Raw genomic sequence first — 19,789 nt, forward strand, 5'->3', positions numbered from 1 at the left:
GTCGTCCCACCGGTCACCTCACGCGAGCTCGTAGCCGACCTGCCCCGCCTCGTCGACCGTCGCGCTCACGTCGATGCTGTCGGTCGCGTCCTCGGCGTTGGCCACCGTGCAGGGGATCGGCGTCCCGGCGATGTCCACGAGCACGCTGCGGCCTCCCGCGTCGCAGGTCGCGGTGGCCTCGACGCCGGCCTCCTCGCCCACCTGCGCGGCCAGCTCGGCCTCCACGTCGGCGACCGCGACGAAGCTGTTGTCGCTGGTGATCTGGACGTTGCCCTCGCCGTCGGTCTGTTCGACGGTGAAGGAGGCCGGCTGCCCGTCCAGCGTGGCGGTGCACGTCGTCGTGGTACCCGCCTCCAGCGGGACGTCCTCCGGGCACCGGACGTCGCTCGCGGCCAGGCCCACCTGCTCCTCGGTCAGCCGGACGATCTCCGTCTCCGCCCGGGCGGTGTCCAGCTCCTGCGAGCCGAAGAGGAACAGCGCGCCGACCACCAGCCCACCGACGAGCAGGAGGGCCGCGACCACGGCACCGACGACGGCGCCGGTCCGCCGTGGCTTCGCCGGCGGAGGACCGAACGCCCCCGAGGGCGGACCGAACCCACCGCCGGGTGGCGGACCGAACGCCCCTGGGGGCGGACCGAACCCACCGCCGGGTGGCGGACCGGAGGACGCGGCCGGCGGCGGGGAGCCCGGGCCGGGGGGTGGGGCGAACTGCGCGGCCGCCCGGTGCGGCTGCGGCACGGGGACGTGCGGGGCGGTGAACTGCTGGGTCACGGTCTCTCCTCCGGTGGGGCTCACGCGGACCACCGTGACCCCGAGCCCTTCGACCGCACTTGTCCCCGCCTGGTGCCGCACTTGGACGCCGGTCCAAGCGGGGGCGGGTGTGCTCGGCAGCTGGCAGCGGTGGGCCCGGTCCGGTGCCCGGGCGGCAGAGCGCGCCCGGCAGGGATCGAACCTGCGACCAAGTGCTTAGAAGGCACCTGCTCTATCCGCTGAGCTACGGGCGCTCGGCGCACGATCATCGCACCCTCGCCTGGCTGGGGACGTCCGTCGCCCCGGCACGCGCCCGCCTCTGGTGCGCCGGAGCGGTTCGGGACGACGATGCGCGACGGACCGGCATCCAGTGCGTCGGGAGGTGGGCCGTGGAGCAGGCCCGGACGACGACAGGACCGTGGGTCGGCGGCGCGCGCTACGAGGCCTACGTCGGGCGGTGGAGCCGGCTGGTGGCCCGCCGGTTCCTCGCCGGCCTCGCCGTGCCGCACGGGCGGCACTGGCTGGACGTCGGCTGCGGCACGGGCGCGCTGGCCGGAGAGGTGCTCGCCGGTTCCGCGCCGGCGCGCGTCGTCGGGATCGACCGGTCGGCCGACTTCGTCGCCCACGCCGCCACGCACGTCACCGATCCCCGCGCGGAGTTCCGGCAGGGTGACGCGCAGGACCTGCCCGTGGCGGACGCGTCGTTCGACGCAGCCGTGTCCGGCCTCGTGCTCAACTTCCTCCCCGCCCCCGGGGCCGCCGTGGCGGAGATGCGGCGCGGCGTCCGGCCAGGCGGTGTGGTCGCCGCCTACGTCTGGGACTACGCCGACGGCATGCAGCTCATGCGGGCGTTCTGGGACGCTGCCGGCGACCTCGACCCGGCGGCGCGCGCCCTCGACGAGGGGCGCCGGTTCGGCATCACCCGTCCCGAGCCGCTGCGCGCGCTGTTCGACGGCGCCGGGCTGAGCGACGTGGCCGTGAGCGAGGTCGTCGTCCCGACGGTGTTCGCCGACTTCGACGACTACTGGTCGCCGTTCCTCGGCGGGACCGGGCCGGCGCCGGCCTACACGACGTCCCTCGACGAGGACGCGCGGGCGGCGCTGCGGGAGGCACTGCGGGCCCGGCTGCCGGTGGCCGAGGGCGGGTCGATCCGGCTCACCGCGCGCGCCTGGGTGGTGCGGGGCCGCTGCCCGTGACGAGTCCATGCCGGTACCCCAGCAGCCGGGTGGGACGGCGCGCGGGTGCCCGTCCACAGGACCGGCCGGTGTCCACAGATGCCCGGGCAGGGCTGCGGCGCCGTCCTGCGGGGACCGATCGTCCTCGGTGAGCCGGCACCCCGCCGGCCGCGCCGCCCCGGCGCACCAGACACCGAGGAGCACCGTGAACGACACCATCGTGACCGTCGTCGGAAACGTCGTCGACGCCCCGCGCCGCTTCCGGCCGGAGAGCGGCAGCCCGGTCACCAACTTCCGCATGGCCTCGACCTCCCGGCGGTTCGACAACCGCAGCCAGGAGTTCGTCGACGGCGCCACCTTCTGGGTCGACGTCGAGTGCTGGAACGACCTGTCGGGCAACGTGTCCGGCAGCGTCAGCAAGGGCGACCCCGTGATCGTGCACGGGCAGCTGAGCACGCACAGCTGGGAGACCGACAGCGGCCGCCGGAGCATCCCGCGGATCAAGGCGTCCGCGGTCGGGCCGAACCTCGCCGCGGGACGGCGGAGTTCAAGCGCAGCCGGTCCTCCCGCAGCGCCGACCAGCGGGACGAGGGCGTGCCGGCTCCCGAGGCCTCCGGCACCGCCGGAGACGGCTTCCCGGGCGACCGCGAGATGCCGGTGGCCGGGCGGGACTACGTGGAGGGCACCGGGGCGTTGCACGAGGTGACCGTCGAGGACCTCGCCGAGCCCGCGCACGTCTAGTTGCCGCGGCTGGGAGGATCGACGGAGAGAACGCGGGGGGCGGGTCGGCACGCGGCCGGCCCGTCCTCCCCTCGTGAACCGACGGAAGGCTCCGAAGCCCAGTGGCTCAGTACATCTACACGATGGTGCGCGCGCGCAAGGCGCACGGCGACAAGGTGATCCTCGACGACGTCACCCTGTCGTTCCTCCCCGGCGCCAAGATCGGCGTCGTCGGACCCAACGGTGCCGGCAAGTCCACCGTCCTCAAGATCATGGCCGGGATGGAGCAGGCGTCCAACGGCGACGCGAACCTGGCCCCCGGCGCCACCGTGGGCATCCTCCAGCAGGAGCCGGCACTCAACGAGGCGCTGGACGTGCGCGGCAACGTCGAGGAGGCGGTCAAGCCCCTCCGCGACGCGCTGCGGCGCTTCGAGGAGGTCAGCGCGGCGATGGGGGAGCCCGACGCCGACTTCGACGCGCTGCTGACCGAGCAGGGCGAGCTCATGGAGGTCATCGAGAACCACGACGGGTGGGAGCTCGACGCCCGCATCGAGCAGGCCATGGACGCCCTGCGCTGCCCGCCGGGGGACGCCGACGTCACCGTCCTCTCCGGCGGTGAGCGCCGCCGGGTGGCCCTCTGCAAGCTGCTCCTCGAGGCGCCCGACCTCCTGCTGCTCGACGAGCCCACCAACCACCTCGACGCCGAGAGCGTGGCGTGGCTCGAGCAGCACCTGGAGAAGTACGCCGGCACCGTCGTCGCCGTCACCCACGACCGGTACTTCCTCGACAACGTGGCCCAGTGGATCCTCGAGCTCGACCGCGGCCGGGCCTACCCCTACGAGGGCAACTACTCCACCTACCTGGAGACCAAGGCCGCCCGGCTGAAGGTCGAGGGCGCCAAGGACGCCAAGCGGCAGAAGCGGCTGGCCGACGAGCTGGAGTGGGTGCGCTCGGGCGCCAAGGCGCGGCAGGCCAAGAGCAAGGCCCGGCTCGCACGCTACGAGGAGATGGCCGCCGAGGCCGACAAGTACCGGAAGCTGGACTTCGAGGAGATCCAGATCCCGCCGGGCCCGCGCCTGGGCAACGTCGTCGTGGAGACCCGCAAGCTCACCAAGGGCTTCGGTGACCGGCTGCTGATCGACGACCTGTCGTTCACCCTGCCGCGCAACGGCATCGTCGGCGTGGTCGGCCCCAACGGCGTCGGCAAGACCACGCTGTTCAAGATGCTGGTCGGCGAGGAGAAGCCCGACGACGGCGAGATCAAGGTCGGCGACACCGTCAAGCTGTCCTACGTCGAGCAGAACCGCAGCGGCATCGACCCCAAGAAGACCCTGTGGGACGTCGTCTCCGACGGGCTGGACCACATCAAGGTCGGCAACGTCGAGATGCCCTCCCGTGCGTACGTCGCTGCCTTCGGGTTCAAGGGACCGGACCAGCAGAAGCCGGCCGGCGTGCTGTCCGGCGGTGAGCGCAACCGCCTCAACCTCGCGTTGACGCTCAAGCAGGGCGGCAACCTGCTGCTCCTCGACGAGCCCACGAACGACCTGGACACCGAGACGCTGACCAGCCTCGAGGGGGCGCTCCTGGAGTTCCCCGGCTGCGCCGTGGTCGTGAGCCACGACCGTTGGTTCCTCGACCGGGTGGCCACGCACATCCTCGCCTACGAGGGCGAGTCCAAGTGGTTCTGGTTCGAGGGCAACTTCGCCGACTACGAGAAGAACAAGGTGGAGCGGCTCGGCCTGGAGGCGGCACGTCCGCACCGGGCCACGTACCGCAAGCTCTCCCGCGACTGACGGAGGACCCCGAGCACCTGAACGGCGGCCGGCCGGAGCCCAGCTCCGGCCGGCCGCCGTCTGTCCGGGGGCGGGTACGCGGCCGGCGCGACGTACGGCAGGGTGTCGGCCGTGAGGCACACCGTGCAGGTCCCGATGCGCTGGTCGGACATGGACGCCTACCAGCACATCAACAACGTGGCGTTCCTCGGCTACTTCGAGATGGCGCGGGTGAGCCTGTTCTTCGAGCACCCCACGCACGACGAGCGGACCGGGATGCGCCGCGGGCTCGTCGTCGTCGGGCACGACATCCGGTACAAGCGGCCGGTCGTCTACGACGCCGAGCCGCTGGAGGTCCAGATCTGGGTCTCCGGGATCCGCTCGGCGTCCTTCTCCTGCCACTACGAGGCCTTCGACCACGGGCAGCTCGCCGTCACCGGGAGCACCGTGCTGGCGCCGTTCGACTTCGCGCTGAACCGGCCACGCCGGCTCACCCCCGGGGAGAAGGAGTTCCTCGCTCGCTGGACCGACGACCAGCCCGCGGTCTGAACCGGGCGGTCAGGCGACAGGGACCGCGCCCGGCGGGCGGAGGTCAGGCACCGACGATGCGGGGCACCGGCCGGTCGGCTCCCGTGGGCGCCCCACGGCCGGCTGCCTCCTGCTCCGTGACCGGGCGCACCGGAGCACCCTCGGCGATGGTGGCCCCGGTGAACACGGCGGCGTTGATCCCGCCGCGGTGCACCATCGCCTTGACCAGGCGCGCTCCGGTCAGCCGCTCCAGGTGCGTGCACGGAGGGCAGCGCTTCATCCCGAACAGCAGGGCGTCGCCGACGGCGAACCAGCGACCCACCAGGGACGGCAGGTCGATCCCGGTCGTCACCAGGTTGCGGCGGGTGTCGCCCGGCGTGAGCTCCGCGCCCGCCTCGGCAGCGACGGCGGCCACATCGGCGGCGTCGATCAGGGTGAGCTGCTTCTCCAGGTCCGGGTACTGCGCCCACGTCCCCCCGCCGAGGGCGTACCGGTCGCCCTCCAGGCCGCGGCCGGCCAGGAGCCGGGCTGACGGCACCCGCCGCATCGGAGCGGCCGCGGCATCGGTCAGCCAGATCCCGGTCAGCACACCGGCCCCGCACCCGGGGCTCACCGACCTGCTCACGCGGGCCCCACCGGACCGGCCGTCGGGCGCACCGGGCGCACCGGGGTGTCGTCGGCTCCTCGGGCGTCGAGAGCCTCGCTGAGCGTGTGCGCCATCTGCAGTACCGCGATGACCAGCGGCACGAGCACCGACAGTCGCACCCGCTCGGCGCCCCGGGCGGCCTGTGCCTCCCGGATCCGGGCCGCGCGCTCGGCCAGCAGCGGGATGAAGCGCAGGGTCATCGCGATCACCAGCCCCACCCGCGCGGGCCGGACACCCACCAGCCGCAGCGGCCGGGCCAGCCACTCCACGACCGCCACCAGCGCGGTCACCCGCGTGGTCGCGGTGACCACCGCGGCGGCCAGGACCAGCGTGAGCAGGCGCAGCACCGCCACCGCCCCGGTCAGCGGCCCCGTCACGAGCAGGTGGACGACGAACAGTGCCGCCAGCCAGATCCACACCGGCCGCACCTGCGCCCAGAGCGCCGGGCCGGGCAGCCGCGCTCCCACCACCCCGACCGCCAGCACGACCACCAGCGCCCCGGCCACCACCTCGACCCGCGACACGAGGAACAAGCCGATGCCGAGCGCCGCCAGCGCGGCCAGCTTCAGGCCCGCCGACGCGCGGTGCACCGGGCTGGTGCCCGGGAGGTACAGCGACAGCATCAGCCCATCCTCGCCACGTACCAGGGCACCGTCTCCGCGGGGGAGCCGTCGGCGGCCACGCGACCGTCCTCGAACACCAGCACCCGGTCGAAGTCCGCCAGCAGGTCCAGGTCGTGAGTGACCACCACGACGTCCTGCTCGAGCTGCTCGATCACGCGGGACACCCGCCGCGTGTTGGCGAGGTCCAGCAGGGTGGTCGGCTCGTCGAACACGATCCGCTCCGGGCGCATGACCAGCACGCCCGCGATCGCCAGCAGCTGCTTCTGCCCGCCCGAGAGCAGGTGCGCCGGGTGGTCACGGTGCCCGTCGAGGCCGTACCGCACCAGGACGTCGTCCACCCGCCGGGCGATCTCCGCAGGCTCCACGCCCTGGTTGGTCGGTCCGAAGGCGAGGTCCTCCGCGACGGTGGGGTGCACGATCTGGGCGTCGGGGTCCTGGAAGACGAACCCGACCCGGCGGCGCACCTCCCTCGCCCGGCTCCGGGTGTCGAGGCCGTCGACGAGCACGGTCCCCGAGGCCGGCACGACCAGCCCGTTGAGCAGCCGGGCGAAGGTGCTCTTGCCCGACCCGTTGCCGCCGATGACGCCCACCCGCGCCTCGGTCAGGGTGAGGGACACCGACGACAGCACGGTGCGGTCGCCGTAGGCGTGCGTCACGTCCCGGACCTCCACCGCCGTCCGCGGGAGCGTCTCCGCAGGCGCCGTGGCGGCCCCGCGCCGTGCCCACCGCATGCGAGGGCTCAGCCGGCGGTGGCGCGCCGGCCGGGCAGCTCGATCACCGGGTAGGCGCGGCGGACGGCGACCGCGACCACCGAGGCGGCCACCGCCTTGACCACGTCACCGGGGACGAACGCCAGTGACCCCGTGAACGACGTCCACAGCGGGACGTCGGCGTAGAGGCTGGTGAACGGGACGCCGATCGCGTAGATGACGACGACGCCGCCGACCAGGTTGGCCACCAGCGCCCAGGCGAGGTTGAACCGGCGCCAGGTCAGCTGCGTGAGCCAGCCGATCACGAACGCGGCGACCGGCCAGCTGTAGAGGTAGCCGGCCGTCGGGCCGACGAAGACGCCCAGCCCGCCACGGCCGCCGGACAGCACCGGAGCCCCCACGGCGACCACGGCCAGGAAGACCAGCAGCGCCAGACCCCCCCGACGGGCGCCGAGCACCGAGCCGGCCAGCATCACGCCGAGGGTCTGCGCCGTGATCGGCACCGGGATCCCCGGCACGGGAACCGGCGGCAGCAGCCCCAGCACGGCCACGATCGCGGCGAAGAGCGCGACGTAGGCGAGGTCCCTGGTCTTCACGGCGCTCTCCTCATGACGGCGGGGCGGTGCCCGCCCGTTCGGTCCCCCGCGGAACGTACCCGAGGCCGGGGCGGCGGCCGCCGCGCGGTTTCCGTCCGCCCCCGGGTCCGTGGCCCACCCTCGTCCCGGTCGCCTCCGGCGCCGCCGGGGCACCCCCGGAGCCGGTCGCGGTCGGTGTCGACGCGCTCACCTGCAGATACGTCGGCCGGTTTGCCCGGCCTCCCGGGGGCGTGTTTGTGTGGGGGTCTTGAGCCCCTCGTCGGAAGCGGATCGTGGCATGGCAACCGGGTGGTGGGCGTCCCTGTGGTCGGGGGGACGCTCCGCACCGCGCGAGCTCCCCGCGGTCCAGCCGCAGGGTGCGGACCGGGAGACCCCCCGGCCCGCACGGCACCCGCCGGTCGTGCCTCCCGCTCCCGGCGAGACGGCTCGGGACCGCGCTCCCACCGGTGCGACACGCGTCGGCGGGACGGCGACGCCGCCCCGGCACACCGCGCGCCGACAGGTGTCCGGCTCGTCCGGTCCACCCGGGGCACCTCCCGACCGGACCCACAGCACCCCGCTGTGGTCCTCCCACGAGACGACAGGAGCTCCATCCGTGGCACATCTCGACAACGTCATCGCCGACCTGCTCGCGATCGACGGCGCCAGCGGCGCCGCGATCGTCGACATCGACAGCGGGATGGCCCTCGCGGCCGGCGGCACGCCCGGGTTCGACCTCAACGTCGCGGCCGCCGGCAACTCGAACGTGGTGCGGGCGAAGCTCCGGACCATCTCCGACCTCGAGCTCAAGGACGAGATCGAGGACGTCCTGATCACGTTGCAGAACCAGTACCACCTGATCAACGTGCTCAAGGGGCAGGGCAACTCCGGCCTGTTCATCTACCTGGTGCTCAACCGCGTGACCGCGAACCTCGCCCTCGCCCGGCACAAGCTCAGGGCCGTCGCGAGCACCGTCAGCGTCTGATCCGCCGCGGCGCCGCCGGGCCCACGGGCCGGGCGGCGCCGGCGGTCGCCGACGCCCCGCTCGCCCTGTGACGACGCGTCGGCCTCCTGCAGGGGCCCGCCACGAGTCCGCGGGCCGGGGGCAGGCTCCTCTGTCAGGCGGCGGCCGTGGCCGCCTCGACGATCCGCTCCCGCACCGCGTCGACGGCCAGTTCCCCGGTGTCGATCCAGCGGGCCACGCGGCCATCGGCCACGATGCCGACGCGGTCGCAGAAGTCGGCCAGTTCATCGGGGTCCACCGACACCACGACGACCGAGGTCCCGTGCGCGGTCGCCTCGTCGAGCAGTTGGCGCACCTGCTGGCGGGCCCGGACGTCGAGGCCGCGGGCGGGCTCGTGCAGCACGACGACGTCGCGGGCCGAGGCCATCCACCGGGCCAGTGCCAGCTTGTGCTGGTCGCCACCGGACAGCGCGCCGACGGAGGTCCGGATGCTCAGCGTCTTGACGTCGAGGCTGTGGACGGTCTTGATGACCCGGCGCAGCGAGGCGATCTCCTTGCGGAGGTCGGTGAGCGCACCCCACGGCTCGTCGGTGAGGGTGCGGGCGATCGTCTCGCCGGGGTCGACCCCGTAGGCGTCCTCGTCGGGCCGGTACGCGGGCAGCCGCAGGGCCTCGACGTCGGCCGAGGGGGTCAGCAGGCGCGGCTCGCCGTGCAGCAGCGCCTCGTCGCTGAGCGCCGGCAGCTCTCCGGTCAGCGCCCCGGCGATCTCGCGGACGCCGGAGGTGCGGTGCCCCGTGAGCCCGACGACCTCGCCCCGGCGGAGCACGAGGTCGACGCCCTCCACCGCGCCGGGTACCCGCAGGTTGCGGACCTGCAGGGCGACCTCGTCGGAGCGGGCCGGCCGGGCCGGTGCGGGGAGCGGGGCGTCCTCCGCTCGGGACGACTGCAGGGCTGCCGGTTGCCGGCGCACCGGCAGCGAGACCGGCCCGCCCACCGTCTCCCCGGCCAGCCGGACCGGGTCCAGGGACGCGCTCGGCCGGTCGAGGGCGATCCGGCCCTCCCGCAGCACCAGCACCCGGTCGACCACCTCGAGCATCTCGGGCAGCCGGTGGCTGATGTAGAGCACCCCCCGCCCCTGCCGGCTCAGCCGGGCGGCGACGGCGTGCAGGCGGGTGACCTCCGAGGGCAGCAGGACCGCCGACACCTCGTCGAGCACGACCAGCCGGGTGTCCTCGGCGAGCACGCGGGCGGTCTCCACCAAGGGGTGCACGAAGTGCGGCAGCTCTCCGACGAGGTCGTCCGGGTCCGCGTCGAGGTCGACCTCGCGGCACAGGACCCGTGCCTGCTCGCGCAGCTCCGACTGCTGGCGCCCGGCCTGCGGCGTGCCACGGAACACGGCCTGGGCGACGGTGAGCTCCGGGTCGATCGTGACCAGCTGCTCGACGACCCCGACGCCGAGATGACAGGCGTCCTGGGCCGACAGGGGGGCGTAGGGATGGCCGAGCAGCGTCATCGTCCCAGCATCGGCCGGGGTGATCCCCGAGACGATGTCGCCGAGGGTCGACTTCCCCGCCCCGTTGGTGCCGACGAGCCCGACGATCTCGCCCGCGCCGATGGTGAAGGACACGTCCCGCAGGACCCGCCGTCCTCCGAAGGACTTGGTCATGCCCTCGACGGACAGCAGTGTCATGGGCGGGCGGCCTCCCGGGCGTGGTCCCCGACCGCGGGGTCGGTCGATCGTCGCGTCAGCGTCCCCCGCGACGCATCGTCACGGCTCCGATGCTACCCGCGCACGGCATCGGCGCTCCCCGGGGCACGGCGACCGACCGGCGAGCGACCGGCCGCCGACGGGCCGCCGTCCGGTGTCGGCCGTCAGGCCCGCACCCACACCGCGGCGTCGGCGGGCAGGACCCCGCCGGTCACGTCGGCGCTCGCCAGCAGGACCTCGCCCTCCGGCAGCCGGACGGCGCGCGCCGACAGGTTGAGCAGGCAGACCAGCCCACCGGGCCGCCGGAACGCGAGGCACCCCTCCGGCGCGGGCAGCCACTGCAGCGCGTCCCCGGCGAACGCCGACGACGTCCGCCGCAGCGCCAGCGCGGACCGGTACAGCGACAGCATCGAACCCCGGTCGGCCGCCTGCGCCTCGACGGTGAGCGCCGCCCAGCCCTCCGGCATGGGCAGCCAGGAGTCCGGCCGGTCCGAGAACCCGTAGGACGGCGCCGTGCCCGACCAGGGGACGGGAATCCGGCAGGCGTCGCGGCCCCGCTCGGCGTGCCCCGACCGCTCCCAGATCGGGTCCTGGAGCGCCTCGTCGGGCAGGTCCACGTCGGGCATGCCGAGCTCGTCGCCGTTGTACACGTAGGCCACGCCGGGCAGGGCCAGCTGCAGCAGTGCCGCCGCCCGGGCCCGCCGGGTGCCCAGCTCACCCCCGCCGTAACGGGTGACGTGCCGCGGGCGGTCGTGGTTGGACAGCACCCAGCAGGCCGGCGCGGGGGTGCCGGACACGGTGGCCAGCGAGTGCACGACGGCGTCCCGGAGGTCGTCGGCCGACCAGTCGGCGGTCAGCAGCTTGAAGTTGAACGCCAGCTGCAGCTCGTCGGGCCGCAGGTACTGCGCCAGCCGCTCGTCGTCGGAGACCCAGACCTCGCCGACGGCCATCGTGCCGGGGTGCTCGTCGAGCACCGCGCGGATGCGCCGGTGCACCTCGTGCACGCCGTCCTGGTCGAACCGGTGGTCGCCGGGCCCGTGGTCGTCGAGCAGCCCGGTGTCCTCCATGGGCTGCATGTCCGGGAGCCCGTCCGGCTTGGCCATGCCGTGCGCGACGTCGATGCGGAAGCCGTCGACCCCGCGGGCCAGCCAGAACCGCATCGTCGTCTCGAGGTCGGCGAGCACCTCGGCGTCGGTGAAGTCCAGGTCGGGCTGCTCGGGGGCGAAGATGTGCAGGTACCACTGGCCGTCCGGCACCCGGCTCCACGCCGAGCCGCCGAAGACCGAGGGCCAGTTGTTGGGCGGCTCGCTGCCGTCCGGGCCGCGGCCGTCGCGGAAGAGGTAGCGCGCCCGCTCGGGCGAGCCAGGCCCGGCGGCCAGCGCCGCGGCGAACCACTCGTGCTGGTGCGAGCTGTGGTTGGGCACCAGGTCGATGGTCACCCGGAGTCCCGCGGCGTGGGCCTCGGCCAGCAGCGCGTCGAACTCGGCCAGGTCGCCGAAGGCCGGCTCGACGTCACGCGGGTCGGCGACGTCGTAGCCGTGGTCGGCCATGGGGGAGGGGTAGAACGGCGTGATCCACAGCGCGTCGATGCCCAGCTCCACCAGGTGCGGCAGGCGCGCCCGGATGCCGGCCAGGTCGCCGACGCCGTCGCCGTTCCCGTCGGCGAAGCTCCGGATGTAGACCTGGTAGAAGACGGCCTCGCGCCACCACGACAGGACCTGGTCCCCCTCACCCCTCGCAGGCTCGGGGCGAGCCCCTGCACGAGGCCGTGACCCCGTCACTGGGCGGGCGAGAGGTCGCCGACCGCGTCGTCGGGCCAGCGGTTCTGCATGCTGCGAGCCGCCATCTCCAGGTAACCCCACAGCGTCGCGTCCTGCTCGGGGGAGAGCGCGAGGGAGTCCACGGCGTCCCGCATGTGGGTCAGCCACGCGTCGCGCTCGGCCGGGCCGATGTCGAAGGGAGCATGCCGCATGCGCAGCCGCGGATGCCCGCGCTGCTGGGAGTACGTCGTCGGCCCGCCCCAGTACTGCTCGAGGAACCCGCGCAGCCGGACCTCGGCGCCGGCCCAGTCGTCCTGCGGGTAGAGCGGCGCGAGCACCGGGTCGGTGCGCACACCGGCGTAGAACCGGGCCACCAGCCGTTCGAAGGTGGGCGCCCCCCCGACCTCGTCGTAGAAGGTGCGCGCCGAGGGCAGGGAACGGCTGGACTCGGTCACGGGACCGATCGTCCCGCAGGCGTGGCCGTCGCTGCCACGTGACCCTGCGTACGTCCGTAGCTCAGCAGCGGCCAGACGACGGCGAGCAGTCCCGTTCCGCCGATCAGCGCCACCACCGCCCCGGCCGGCAGGCCCTCCGCCGCGAGACCGGCGACCAGCACGCCGAGGCCCTGGACGCCGTACAGCCCGCTCACGGCGACGCCGAACGCGCGACCGCGGAAGGCGGACGGGACCGCCTGGACGAAGGCCACGTTCAGCGGGATGGTCCAGGACGCGCCCAGGCCGGCCACGAACATCAGCACCACGACCAGCACGTAGGCGCCGCGCCCCGGCCCGGCCCACATCGTGACCAGCCCCGCGGCGAGGATCGGCAGCAGCGACAGCACGACCAGGACGGGCACCAGTCGCTCCCGCCGCTCCTGGGTCAGCACGCGAGCCAGCAGCAGCCCGCCCACGGTCACGCCGAGCGGGTTGGCCGCCAGCAGGACGCCCACGTGGGCAGCGCCCTCCCCGAGCCCGTCCACCAGTGGGGTGGCGATGCCCTCCGCGGCGTTGGCGAACAGGGTGCCCACCCAGGTCAGCACGAGGATCGCGCGCAGCCGCGGTGACCGGCCGATCAGCCGCACCCCGTCCCCGGCGTCCCGCCACACCGAACGCCCGGCCTCGCCCCCGGCCTCGGCGGCGGGGGCGGGGCGGCGCTGCAGGCGGGCCGACAGCCAGAGCGCCGAGACGGCGAAGGTGGCGGCGTCCAGGAGCAGGACGGCGGACGGGCTGAACAGGGCCACCAGCGAGCCGGCCAGCACGAAGCCGGCGACCTGGGCGACCTGCGCGCCGACGTTGGTCAGCGACGTCGCCAGCGCGTAGCGATCGCCGTCGAGCACGTCGGCCATCAGCGCGGAGCGGGCCGACTCGAACGGCGGCGCGCACAGCGCCACGAGCAGCAGCAGCGCGAGCAGCACCGGCAGCGGCGTCCCGGGGATCGCCATGCCGGCCACCAGCACGACCCGGGCGACGTCGGTGGTGATGAGGACGCGGTGCCGGGGGAACCGGTCGGCCAGCGTGGACAGCAGCGGACCGCCGAGCAGCCACGGCAGGTAGCTGATGCCGAAGGTGATCGCCGACAGGAGCGGGGACGAGGTGCGCTGGTAGACCAGCACGGTGAGCGCCACCCGGGCCAGCTCGTCACCGGCGGTGGACAGCAGGTAGCTGCCGAACAGCGGCCGGAACTCCCGCTCGGCGAGCACCTCGCGGAAGGTGGCCGGGCGGGACTCCGGGGCGCCGGTGCGGTCGGATCCGGCCGGCGCGGCCGCGCTCAGCGGACCCCTGCCCCGGACACCGTGCCGAGCAGCGGCAGGGGGGTGCGGATCCCCTCGAGGACGAACCGCTCCTTGAGCCGCATGCGCAGCTCACGGCCCACCCGCCACTGGTCGGCGTTGGTCGTGCGCACCTGCAGCCGCATGAACACGCCCTCGGAGGTGATCTGCTCGACCCCCAGGGACTCCGGCTCGGCCAGCAGGACGGCGGCCCACTCGTCTTCGGCGTACATCTCGTCGGCCACCTCCTGCATCACGGTGCGGCAGCTCTCCAGGTCGGTGTCGTGGGCGACGGGCATGTCGATGACGACCTGGGCGTAACCCTGGCTCTTGTTGCCCACCCGGAGGATCTCGCCGTTGCGGGCGTACCAGACCACACCGTTGACGTCCCGCAGCCGGGTGATCCGCAGCCCCACCGCCTCGACGGTGCCACTGGCCTCCCCGAGGTCGACGACGTCCCCGACGCCGTACTGGTCCTCGAGGATGATCCCGATCCCGGCGATGAAGTCCTTCACCAGGTTCTGCGCGCCGAAGCCCAGGGCGACCCCGACGACCCCGGCGCTGGCCAGGATCGGGGCGAGGTTGATCCCCAGTTCCCCGAGCACGAGCACCACGGCGATGCCGAGGACGACGATCGAGGCGAAGCTGCGCAGCACCGACCCCATGGCCTCGGCCCGCTGGGTGCGCCGCGCCGCCAGCGGGTCGGCCGCGTCCCCGGCCGCCCGGACACGGGTTCGGCGCGACCGGAGGATGGCGGGCATCGCGCCGGTCGCCGTCCGGTCGGTGAGCCGGCGGATCGCCCGGTGGGCCAGGAACCTGACCACGGTGGCGAGGGCCACGATGAGCAGGATCTTCGCCGGCTTGGCGATCAGCGCCTGGGCGTTCTCGGCCAGCCAGTCCAGCCCGGACCACTCGTAGACCTGCTGGCAGAGCCAGTGGTCGGCGCAGTCGGGCACGGAGCCGGTCAGGTCGTCGTCAGCAGCGGCATGCACAGACGGTGAAGCAGTCATCACGGAAACTATCTCAGGTCGACAGGCCGCATGGGGATCACTGGGTGCGACCGTCTGCCTGCAGCTGCGTGAGGTGGTGGACAGCACACCTCACGATGCGGTAAAGGCTGCGGCCGTCGAGTTGACCCCTACCGACGACCTCCATAGCGTCCGCCGGCGGACCAACCGTCGTCTCGTGCCCGTCGCACGGGTGGAACGACGATCGAACATGGGAGAACCGAGTGCGCCGAACGATGATCAGCCTGGCCCTGACGAGCACGGTGGTGCTCGCCGCCTGCGGCGGTGGGGACGACGAGACCGGCGGCGGCGGTGGTGGCGGCGGCGAGGGCGGCGTGACGACCGTGCGCGTCGGCGCGATCCCGATCGTGGACGTGGCGCCCCTGTACCTCGGCATCGAGCAGGGCATCTTCGAGGAGGCCGGCCTGGAGGTCGAGCCCTTCCTCGCCCAGGGTGGCGCCGCCATCGTGCCCGCGGTGGTGAACGGCGAGGCCCAGTTCGGCTTCTCCAACATCACCAGCCTGCTGCAGGCCACCGGCCGGGGCGTCCCGCTCGGCCTGGTGGCCCCCGGCCCGGGCGCGACCGGTAACGCCGAGGACGACTTCGCCGCGGTCATCGTGGCGGCCGACAGCCCGGTGCAGAGCGCGGCCGACCTGGCCGGCCTGCGGGTCGCGATCAACTCGATCAACAACATCAGCGACACCGTCGTCAAGGAGAGCGTCCGGAAGGCCGGTGGCGACCCGGCGGGCATCGAGTTCGTCGAGATCCCCTTCCCGGACATGGTGGCCGCGGTCAGCACCGGGCAGGTCGACGCGGCCTTCGGCGTCGAGCCGACCGTCACGTCGGGGGAGGCCCAGGGCCTGCGCCGGGTCTCGGCTCCCTACACCGACACCGACGACGACCTGACCGTCGCGGGGTACTTCACCTCCGACCAGTACGCGGCGGAGAACCCCGAGGTCGTGCAGGCCTTCGCCGACGCGATGGCCGAGGCGCAGGAGTACGCCCAGGCCAACCCCGACCAGGTGCGTGAGGTCCTGGGCAGCTACACCCAGATCCCGCCGGAGGTCGCGCAGGAGCTGACGCTGCCGACCTTCCAGACCGAGATCAACCGGGAGTCGGTCGAGCTGCTGCTCGAGCTGGGCAACGAGGACGGCATCATCGAGGGCGACGTCGACCTCGACGAGCTCATCGTCGAGTGACCTGACCCCTGGCCGCTCCGGGCCCTGCCCCGCTCCTCACCCGGAGCGGTGCAGGGCCCGCTGCGTGTCCGGGGGTCAGCCGGTCAGGCCGGTGTGCGCGGCCAGGAAGGCCAGCTGGTCGGCGGACAGACCCACCGTCCGGCTGACCGCCCGTGCGCCGTGCCCGACCGAGGTCTCCCGGCGCAGCAGCACCGGCGCCGCCGCGCGCGTGGCGTGCTGCAGCGCGGCCGCCAGCTTGCGGGCGTGCAGCGGATCGACCCGGGTGTCGGACTCGAAGGTCGTGAAGAGCACGGCCGGGTAGTCGGTGCCCTCGACGACCCGGTGGTAGGGCGAGTACCCCAGCAGCCACCCCAGTTCCTCGGGGTCCTCGGCGGTGCCGTACTCGTCGTTCCACGTCCGGCCCAGGCCGAAGCGCTCGTACCGGACCATGTCGAGCAGGGGTGCGCTGCAGACGACGGCGGCGGCGAGGTCGGGCCGCTGGGTGAGGGTGGCGCCGACCAGGAGCCCGCCGTTGGACCCGCCCATCACCCCGAGCTGCGCCGGCGTCGTCCAGCCCTCGGCGACCAGGTGCTCCCCGGCGGCGGCGAAGTCGTCGAAGACGTTCTGCTTGCGCTCCCGCATGCCCGCCCGGTGCCACTGCTCGCCGTGCTCGGAGCCGCCACGCAGGTTGGCCACCGCCCACACGCCGCCCGCCGCCACCCACGACAGGGCCTGCGCCGAGTACGCGGGGGTGAGCGCCACGTCGAAGCCGCCGTAGCCGTAGAGCACCGTGGGCCGCGGCCGGTCGGGGCTGCCGGCGCCGGAGAGGACGAACAGGTGCACCGGCGTCCCGTCCGCCGACGTCGCGTGCGTCTCGACGACCCGCACGTCGGGCACCGCCCCGGCCACCGGTGCCCGCTCCCAGCTGGTCAGCGACGACGGGTCGGTGCTCTGCCAGCGCAGCACCGACGGCGGGGTGGCGTAGTCGGTCCAGCCGATCCACGCCGTGCTGCCGCCCTCCGGCGGCGCGCTGACGCCGGCGACGCTGCCGGCGCCCGGGGTGGGCACGTCGGCGATCCGCCCCGAGTCGTGCCACAGCGACAGCCGGTCGGTCGCGTCGACCGAGTGGACGGCGAGCACCTGCAGGCCGCCGTCGGCGCCGTCGACCAGCGCGACGTCGGTGAGCACGCCGTCCTCCTGCTCGGGGACGACGTCCCGCCAGCTCCCGGGTGCCCACGTCCCCGGATCGGCGGGATCGGCCACCGCCAGCCGCCAGCGCGGTGTCCCGCGGTCGGAGAGCAGCCACAGCCGCCCGTCGCGGGCCACCCAGGCGGCGGTCTGCGCGTCGACGCCCACCTGGAACTCGCGCAGGACGCCGTCCCCGGCGAGGTCGGCCAGCCAGACGTCGTCCCGCGGCGCGGTACCGGCCGACGCGGAGACCACCAGCCAGCGGCCGTCGGCGCTGGTGCGCACGCCGTAGTAGTTGGTGGGGTCGAGGCCCTCGCCGTGCACCATCAGGTCGGCGGCGGGGTCGGCGCCGACCCGGTGGCGCCAGACCCGGCGGTGGAACTGTTCCTCCCCGGCGGGCACCTGGTCGGGTGCCAGCCGGCGGACGTAGAACAGCTCCTCGCCGCCGGGCAGCCAGGCCACCGGGGAGTAGCGGCAGCGGTCGACCGGCCCGTCGAGCTGTTCACCGGTGACGACGTCGAGCACGAACAGCCGCGACTCCTCGTCGCCGCCGGTGGAGAGCTGGTAGGCCAGCCGGTCGCCCTCCCAGGACGGCGCCCACGCGTCCAGCGTGGTGGTGCCCGCCGGGTCCAGGGCCATGGGGTCGACCAGCACCCGCGTGGTCCCGTCCGGCTCGCGCACCCGCAGGACGGCGTGCTCCTGGCCCGGGTCGCGGCGGGTGGAGAAGGCGCGGCCGGCCCGCCACACCGGGACGCCGACGGCACCGGCGTGCACCAGCTGCTCGAGCCGCTCGGCGAACCGGTCGCGCAGCGGCAGCGCGGCGAGGGCCTCGGTGGTCAGGTCGTCCTGGGCCCGGGTCCAGGCCACCGTCCGGGGGTCGGCGGCGTCCTCGAGCCAGCGGTAGGGGTCGGCGACGGGATGGCCGTGGAGGGTCTCGACCAGGTCGAGCCGTTCGGCGTCGGGGTAGCGCACCCGGGCCACGGTAACGGCGTCCCCCGGACCGGCCCGGCCTCCCCGGACCGGCCCCGGGGTTCCCGGCCAGCGGGGATCGGCCGTCCCGGGACAGAATGGGCTCGACCCCGGGTCGCACAGCATCCGGCGCGCGTCCGGGGCGCTCGGAGGTGCCCCGTGCCGCGTCCCGCGTCCCGGTCGGTGTCCGCAGGCCAGCCAGGTCCGCGGCGCGACCACCACTCCCATCCGGTGCCGCCTGCCGCCGCGCGGGTCACCACGGCAGCCACGCTGCTGCTCAACGCCACGTACGAGCCGCTGTGCGTCGTCTCCAGCCGCCGCGCGATCGTCCTGGTGCTCGCCGAGAAGGCGGTGTCGGTGGACGCCGCGGCCGAGGAGGTGCACTCCGAGTCGGTGACGCTTCCGGTGCCGGTCGTGGTGCGGCTGACCCGGTACGTGCGGGTGCCCTATCCCGCGCAGGTGCCGCTCTCCCGGCGGGCGGTCTTCACCCGCGACAGCTCGACCTGCGTGTACTGCGGCAGCTCGGCCACCAGCATCGACCACGTCGTCCCCCGCAGCCGGGGCGGCACCCACACCTGGGACAACGTCGTCGCGGCCTGCCGGCGGTGCAACCACACCAAGGCCGACCGCTCGCTGGCCGAGCTCGGCTGGAAGCTGCCCCACCCGCCGCACACGCCCAGCGGTGCCGCCTGGCGACTGCTCGGCGCCCGCACCGTGGACCCGCGATGGCGCGAGTGGCTCGGCGTGCCCGAGAGCGTGAGCGCATGAACGAGGACCACCCTGCCCCCCGCCGCTCGCCGGCTCGCGGCGGGACCCCGCCGGGCGGCCGGTGCCGGGATGCCGACGTGTCCAGCGAGGGGTCATCGTGACGTCTCCGGCGACGGCGCGGCGGTTGTGGGCGCTGGGGGAGCCCGTCCACGCGCTGACGTACTTCGCCGACGAGTGCCGCACGGCCGCGGAGGCGGCCGGCCTGACGGGGTTCTGGCAGACCTACTTCGCCCTGCGCGCCGCGCCGCTGGGGCCGGTCGGACCCGAGGTGGTCACCGCCAGCTTCTACAACTTCGCTCCGCACTTCGTCGCCCGCCGCGTCCCGGCCGTCTGGCAGGCGGTGACGCCGGCCGCCGCGCTGGAGGTGCGGCTGGCCGGGATCGACGCCGCCGCCCGCCGGGTGCTCGGCGAGGACTGGCCGCGGTCGGCGGAGGCGGCGGAGACGGCCGGCCTGCTCGCCGTCGCCGCCGAGGCGGTGGACCTGCCCGGCCGCCCGCTCGCCGCCGCGAACGCGGGGGTGCCGACGCCGGAGGCCCCGCACCTGGCGCTGTGGCAGTCGCTGACCACCCTGCGCGAGCACCGTGGGGACGGGCACAACGCCGCGCTCCTGCAGCGGGAGATCTCGGGAGTGGGTGCGCACGTGCTGGCCGCCGCCGCCGGCCGCAGCCCCCGGGAGTGGCTGATGCGGGCCCGCGGGTGGGACGACGCGGCCTGGGACGCCGCCGCCGCGGGCCTGTCCGACCGCGGCTGGCTGGCCGGCGACGAGCTGACGGCCGAGGGCGCCGCGATCGTGGCCACCGTGGAGGCCGACACCGACCGGCTGGCACTGGCTCCGTGGCGGGCGCTCGGCGATGCGCGGTGCGACCGGCTCGCCGAGCTGCTGCGGCCGGTCCGCCGCGCCGTCCTCGCCGCCGGGCTGTGGCCGGACCGCAACCCGATCGGCGTCCCCGACCCCGAGTAGGAGGACCCCCGTGCCCCCA

At 74.5% G+C, this 19,789-nt stretch carries 19 protein-coding genes, 1 tRNA gene and 1 pseudogene; 9 read left to right on the forward strand and 12 right to left on the reverse strand.

What is annotated here, in order from left to right; genetic code table 11:
- Positions 1-18 precede the first annotated feature (18 nt).
- Positions 19-771: a DUF4333 domain-containing protein gene (locus GCU56_RS25255; RefSeq protein WP_204332166.1), complete on the reverse strand. Its 753-nt coding sequence runs from the start codon at positions 769-771 to the stop codon at positions 19-21.
- A 160-nt stretch (positions 772-931) separates the two neighbouring features.
- A tRNA-Arg gene (locus tag GCU56_RS15685) sits at positions 932-1,004 on the reverse strand.
- A gap of 135 nt (positions 1,005-1,139) precedes the next feature.
- On the opposite strand from GCU56_RS15685, the gene GCU56_RS15690 reads away from it, so the two are divergent.
- The 5 genes and pseudogenes from GCU56_RS15690 (at position 1,140) to GCU56_RS15705 (ending at position 4,966) form a co-directional block, all read left to right on the forward strand.
- Entirely contained in the window at positions 1,140-1,946 is an 807-nt protein-coding gene (locus tag GCU56_RS15690) for a methyltransferase domain-containing protein (protein ID WP_163482675.1), read from the forward strand.
- 7 nt (positions 1,947-1,953) lie between these two features.
- Positions 1,954-2,382 (forward strand): annotated as a pseudogene (locus tag GCU56_RS25260) (single-stranded DNA-binding protein); the annotation flags it as partial.
- 137 nt (positions 2,383-2,519) lie between these two features.
- Positions 2,520-2,666 carry a hypothetical protein gene (locus tag GCU56_RS25265; RefSeq protein ID WP_345771878.1) on the forward strand — a complete coding sequence of 49 codons (147 nt, stop codon included), beginning with the start codon at positions 2,520-2,522 and terminating at the stop codon, positions 2,664-2,666.
- Between the two features lie 101 nt (positions 2,667-2,767).
- Positions 2,768-4,438, forward strand: a complete 1,671-nt coding sequence (ettA, locus tag GCU56_RS15700; RefSeq protein WP_163482676.1) for an energy-dependent translational throttle protein EttA — start codon at positions 2,768-2,770, stop codon at positions 4,436-4,438.
- Positions 4,439-4,549: 111 nt separating this feature from the next.
- Positions 4,550-4,966 (forward strand): thioesterase family protein, encoded by a 417-nt coding sequence (locus GCU56_RS15705; protein WP_163482677.1) that lies wholly within the window; start codon positions 4,550-4,552, stop codon positions 4,964-4,966.
- Between the two features lie 43 nt (positions 4,967-5,009).
- On the opposite strand, the gene GCU56_RS15710 is transcribed toward GCU56_RS15705, so the two are convergent.
- The 4 genes from GCU56_RS15710 to GCU56_RS15725 form a co-directional block, all read right to left on the reverse strand.
- Positions 5,010-5,570 carry an MOSC domain-containing protein gene (locus GCU56_RS15710; RefSeq protein WP_345771873.1) on the reverse strand — a complete coding sequence of 187 codons (561 nt, stop codon included), beginning with the start codon at positions 5,568-5,570 and terminating at the stop codon, positions 5,010-5,012.
- The gene (locus tag GCU56_RS15715; protein WP_163482678.1) at positions 5,567-6,214 is read right to left on the reverse strand and encodes an energy-coupling factor transporter transmembrane component T family protein; all 648 of its coding nucleotides are present in this window, start codon (positions 6,212-6,214) and stop codon (positions 5,567-5,569) included. Before GCU56_RS15715 ends, GCU56_RS15710 begins: the two co-directional genes overlap by 4 nt.
- On the reverse strand, positions 6,214-6,870 hold the full coding sequence (locus GCU56_RS15720; protein WP_345771874.1) for an energy-coupling factor ABC transporter ATP-binding protein: 657 nt from the start codon (positions 6,868-6,870) through the stop codon (positions 6,214-6,216). Before GCU56_RS15720 ends, GCU56_RS15715 begins: the two co-directional genes overlap by 1 nt.
- A gap of 83 nt (positions 6,871-6,953) precedes the next feature.
- The gene (locus GCU56_RS15725; RefSeq protein WP_163482680.1) at positions 6,954-7,520 is read right to left on the reverse strand and encodes a biotin transporter BioY; all 567 of its coding nucleotides are present in this window, start codon (positions 7,518-7,520) and stop codon (positions 6,954-6,956) included.
- Between the two features lie 595 nt (positions 7,521-8,115).
- Here GCU56_RS15725 and GCU56_RS15730 point away from each other — a divergent pair.
- Positions 8,116-8,484 carry a hypothetical protein gene (locus GCU56_RS15730; RefSeq protein ID WP_163482681.1) on the forward strand — a complete coding sequence of 123 codons (369 nt, stop codon included), beginning with the start codon at positions 8,116-8,118 and terminating at the stop codon, positions 8,482-8,484.
- 133 nt (positions 8,485-8,617) lie between these two features.
- Here the strand turns inward: GCU56_RS15730 and GCU56_RS15735 are convergent, their stop codons facing one another.
- From GCU56_RS15735 to GCU56_RS15755, 5 genes are all read right to left on the reverse strand, one after another.
- Positions 8,618-10,153 (reverse strand): ATP-binding cassette domain-containing protein, encoded by a 1,536-nt coding sequence (locus GCU56_RS15735; protein ID WP_163482682.1) that lies wholly within the window; start codon positions 10,151-10,153, stop codon positions 8,618-8,620.
- A 182-nt stretch (positions 10,154-10,335) separates the two neighbouring features.
- Positions 10,336-11,952, reverse strand: a complete 1,617-nt coding sequence (locus GCU56_RS15740; RefSeq protein WP_345771875.1) for a glycoside hydrolase family 13 protein — start codon at positions 11,950-11,952, stop codon at positions 10,336-10,338.
- Positions 11,949-12,386, reverse strand: a complete 438-nt coding sequence (locus tag GCU56_RS15745) for a globin domain-containing protein (protein WP_163482683.1) — start codon at positions 12,384-12,386, stop codon at positions 11,949-11,951. The genes GCU56_RS15740 and GCU56_RS15745 overlap by 4 nt, the downstream gene beginning before the upstream one ends.
- A complete protein-coding gene (locus tag GCU56_RS15750) occupies positions 12,383-13,630 on the reverse strand; it encodes an MFS transporter (protein WP_345771876.1) in 1,248 nt (415 codons plus the stop codon). The genes GCU56_RS15745 and GCU56_RS15750 overlap by 4 nt, the downstream gene beginning before the upstream one ends.
- Positions 13,631-13,698: 68 nt before the next feature.
- Entirely contained in the window at positions 13,699-14,709 is a 1,011-nt protein-coding gene (locus tag GCU56_RS15755; protein WP_163482684.1) for a mechanosensitive ion channel family protein, read from the reverse strand.
- A 221-nt stretch (positions 14,710-14,930) separates the two neighbouring features.
- Between GCU56_RS15755 and GCU56_RS15760 the strand changes: the two genes are divergently transcribed.
- Entirely contained in the window at positions 14,931-15,905 is a 975-nt protein-coding gene (locus GCU56_RS15760; RefSeq protein WP_163482685.1) for an ABC transporter substrate-binding protein, read from the forward strand.
- 75 nt (positions 15,906-15,980) lie between these two features.
- On the opposite strand, the gene GCU56_RS15765 is transcribed toward GCU56_RS15760, so the two are convergent.
- Positions 15,981-18,044 (reverse strand): prolyl oligopeptidase family serine peptidase, encoded by a 2,064-nt coding sequence (locus tag GCU56_RS15765; protein WP_163482686.1) that lies wholly within the window; start codon positions 18,042-18,044, stop codon positions 15,981-15,983.
- Positions 18,045-18,272: 228 nt separating this feature from the next.
- On the opposite strand from GCU56_RS15765, the gene GCU56_RS15770 reads away from it, so the two are divergent.
- Positions 18,273-18,809, forward strand: coding sequence for an HNH endonuclease (locus GCU56_RS15770; RefSeq protein ID WP_163482687.1), 537 nt, complete (start codon positions 18,273-18,275; stop codon positions 18,807-18,809).
- 97 nt (positions 18,810-18,906) lie between these two features.
- Complete coding sequence (locus GCU56_RS15775; protein ID WP_163482688.1) at positions 18,907-19,770, forward strand: SCO6745 family protein; 864 nt, start codon at positions 18,907-18,909, stop codon at positions 19,768-19,770.
- Positions 19,771-19,789 lie beyond the last annotated feature (19 nt).

Origin of the sequence: Geodermatophilus sabuli, from assembly GCF_010686765.1 — a bacterium.
GTDB classification, from domain to species: Bacteria; Actinomycetota; Actinomycetes; order Mycobacteriales; family Geodermatophilaceae; genus Geodermatophilus; species Geodermatophilus sabuli_A.